The organism is Pseudomonas edaphica, from assembly GCF_005863185.1.
Lineage (GTDB): Bacteria > Pseudomonadota > Gammaproteobacteria > Pseudomonadales > Pseudomonadaceae > Aquipseudomonas > Aquipseudomonas edaphica.
This window is the reverse complement of the sequence record NZ_VBVZ01000691.1, coordinates 1-3,059: the sequence shown is the minus strand read 5'-3', so window position 1 is coordinate 3,059 and position 3,059 is coordinate 1. Positions and strand designations below refer to the sequence as shown.

Genomic DNA, 3,059 nt, shown 5'->3' with positions numbered 1-3,059 from the left:
TGTACGCGGGTTGACAGACCGGAATTGTAAGAACCCGGCGCACCCGAAGATGCCCCACGCACAGCCGCCATGAACGAGACGGGATGCGTGAAGATGCCGTTAAATCATGGGGTGTGAAATGTTACACTTTTCGGCCTGTCAAAGCCGGTCGCTGATGAGCAGCGACGGGGGAACGTTAGCGTTGTGGTGGGGGCTGCGCCAGTTCATCAACAGCGCGACATCTTGAAGGAAAAGTCCGAAGGCCCGCCGGCTGGGCTTTCCAGCCTCCAGAAACAACGAAACCTGCACTGGGCGGGTTTTGTCGATGCTTCGAATTGGTGGGGCTGAGGGGATTTGAGCCAGCGGCTAGCCATATGTCCCGGGGGGGGGGCAGCCCATTAGCTGCCATAACGCTATCATTTGTTATAATTCTGCCACTGGTAAGCTTTCGCTGAAGCTGACTCGAATCCATCCCAGCATTGCCAAATTGCGAATAGCTGAAGCTAGGGAGTTCCGTTTCTCATCGGTGTTCCACGCTTGCTTGCTGCTGAGTACAAAGTCGAATAGCTCCTTCTCTGCAACGATATTTGTATTTTTCTCTTCTTTGAGTTTAGTTACTGCGGAGAATATTGTGGCCATTTCTTCCGCTTGCTCAACGCTTTTTATGCGGCTAAACAAGTTGACCGTTTTGTCTATTTTTTTTCTGTTTGTGGAGATTAATTCGCTATTTTTTTTCCTGGCTTTCAGGAATTCGGGGCCAGTTTTAAGATGGTTCAATCTACCTGATTTTGTTTCTTGTACTAAGTTTGCGTTGGCGAGAATTTCTAATAATTTTTTGGTTTGCTCCGAAAATTGAATACTTCCTGTTCTGATTGTATCCAGCTCGGTTTCAATGCCGAGCGCAGTTACTGTGTTGCATAACTGCTGAAATATTGTGCGGCCCACTTTGGAAACATAAGATCGGCGCTCTAGTTGATACAATACTTCAAGTATGATCATCCAGTTATTATTTAACTTCGCTGCGCGGCTTCCTTTGTGCTCTGATTCATCAAAGAGCCTCTGTTGAGCTGGATTTAAAAATGTCTCTGTAAGTTTGGTGGTGGGGGTTCCGAAAGGCGCATACATCTCGATCGGGATATCCAGTTTTGAAAGATGACTATACATTAATGGGCCAACCACATCCCATTCAAGCCCTCCGTTACCGCACCCTAACGGGGGGAATGCTATAGAATTCACCCCCCAGCTTTTGTAATTGCTTACTAAGTGCTCTAGCCCAGACTCGATATCGGCAAGCCTTGAGGTTGCGCGCCAATGACCTTTAGTAGGGAAGTTTATAATTGATGTGCCCGCAAGATCAGTATAAAGGTAAGGCTTGCCTAGGATAACTAGCCCTGCCTTACACTTCTTTTGGTAGTCCAACATCAAGCCGGGCCATCGTTTCTTGAATTCAAGTGCGACGCCCTTTCCCATGACGCCCACACAATTAATAGTGTTGACGAGAGTTGTTGCATCGCTCTTGAACATGTCACCGATTAAAACTTTTATCACTGTGCTCACTTGAAGAAAAGATAAGGGTTAGGTGTGACAGGCACTTGCCAGTTAAGTCCGTTTAGAACTTTTGCAACTGTCTGCGTCGTTTGTTGATCGCCTGTATAGAACCCCGTGATATAGCCTAATGGGACTGACTGAGGGATGAGAGCTTCTGCACATTTGACGGCTTTCTTTCTGTAACCGGTGATAGCGTCTTCATCATCCCACCAATCGGCAAATACGTTGTCGAAATCGATTTGTCCCAAGCCTATGGGGTGTTGAAGAAAGCTAACATAATCGGATGCGGCATTCATATCGCTGATCACCGCCCCCGGCTGTTGCAACACATTCAAATTTATGCGGATCACACAAAGATCTCCGATGATATCTTTCCTTCGATACATCATCGGGTTTCGTGCGTTGAAATAAAGGTTTGCATATTGGTGCAATCGCAAGCCATTAGGCACCGTTTTATCCCTGCGATCTTGGATTTCTTGCAGCGCAACAGATCTATGAGGGATCTTCTCCGCATTATCGTGAGATAGAATCCCGTGCTGGAATATGGATGGAATATTTTCGATAGGCATGATGCTATGCAGTTCTACAACGCGGTGGCTCATTGGTATCCCTCCCTAAATGAAGGTCTAGACTATAGCTCAGTCATGGCACTTTGCCCTTAGACGTTAGCCTAATCTCAGCGTTTTCCATGCCAGGGTTTGAGAATAGCGTAACGCCCTGACACCAGAAGCATCAGATTGGGCTGGAATCCACCGACTGTAAACTCAGGCGATCATTGTCCAGCAGAGTTCAGGCGTCACAGTTCCGCAGCGGGCGTTGCAACCAACTGAGCGTAGTCTTGGGCTGCTTCTTCAGGCGTGTTCAAATACCCACGCATTCTGCCGACACCGCTTACAGTGAGCCTGGCGTACCACTTGCATCTCTGGGCGTTCCAGAATACGCCTTTGTACCTAGAGCTATTGGTCGATGAGCGGTCACGTTCAGACTGTTTTGGTTCCGTGTTGCAACACGCAGGTTGCTTCTGAGATTGTTTAGACCATTGCCATCACGATGATCGACGTCCATGCCTTCTTGGAAACCCATCAATAGCCGGTGTAGGTAGTGCTTCGGCTTCCTTGCAGAGGGGAACAGGGGTCAGACTAGGTCTATTTCGAGTGAATGAAGGGGCTCCGAGGTCTGAAGATTCTTAAGGCCGAGTTGCCGCATAGCGACTCGGCCTTTTGATTTTTGCTACTGCGGCGACGGTGACGTGTCGGTTGTGGGGTGAAGTACGGTCAACACCCGCTCGATCAATAACTCACCCAGCACGATTAATTGCTGGCTGCCCAAAAGCTTCTGACGATTTTCGCCTTCGAGCTCGAAAGCCAGGTCAGTGGTGATAGCGTTCAGCGAGGCCAGAGTTTCGCTGGCTTGAATCAGGAGGGTTTCGGTGTCGATATCTTGAGCGACCGTGAAAAGGTTCGCTGGGGGATTTGGGGTGATTTTTTTCATGATGAAGCTCCCACACTGTTTAAGGAGCTGCCGCCCCCTGC

At 48.6% G+C, this 3,059-nt stretch carries 4 protein-coding genes; all 4 read right to left on the bottom strand.

From position 1 onward, the window contains the following. Positions 1 to 402 precede the first annotated feature (402 nt). The 4 genes from FEM54_RS29065 to FEM54_RS29050 all read right to left on the bottom strand — a co-directional run bounded on the left by FEM54_RS29065 (position 403) and on the right by FEM54_RS29050 (position 3,018). Entirely contained in the window at positions 403 to 1,527 is a 1,125-nt protein-coding gene (locus FEM54_RS29065; protein ID WP_205894439.1) for a macro domain-containing protein, read from the bottom strand. A gap of 5 nt (positions 1,528 to 1,532) precedes the next feature. Further along, the gene (locus FEM54_RS29060; protein ID WP_138453907.1) at positions 1,533 to 2,129 is read right to left on the bottom strand and encodes a DUF4433 domain-containing protein; all 597 of its coding nucleotides are present in this window, start codon (positions 2,127 to 2,129) and stop codon (positions 1,533 to 1,535) included. Between the two features lie 289 nt (positions 2,130 to 2,418). Then, positions 2,419 to 2,592: an HNH endonuclease gene (locus FEM54_RS35180; protein ID WP_420875331.1), complete on the bottom strand. Its 174-nt coding sequence runs from the start codon at positions 2,590 to 2,592 to the stop codon at positions 2,419 to 2,421. A 165-nt stretch (positions 2,593 to 2,757) separates the two neighbouring features. Then, on the bottom strand, positions 2,758 to 3,018 hold the full coding sequence (locus FEM54_RS29050; protein ID WP_138453905.1) for a DUF6124 family protein: 261 nt from the start codon (positions 3,016 to 3,018) through the stop codon (positions 2,758 to 2,760). Between the last annotated feature and the right edge of the window lie 41 nt (positions 3,019 to 3,059).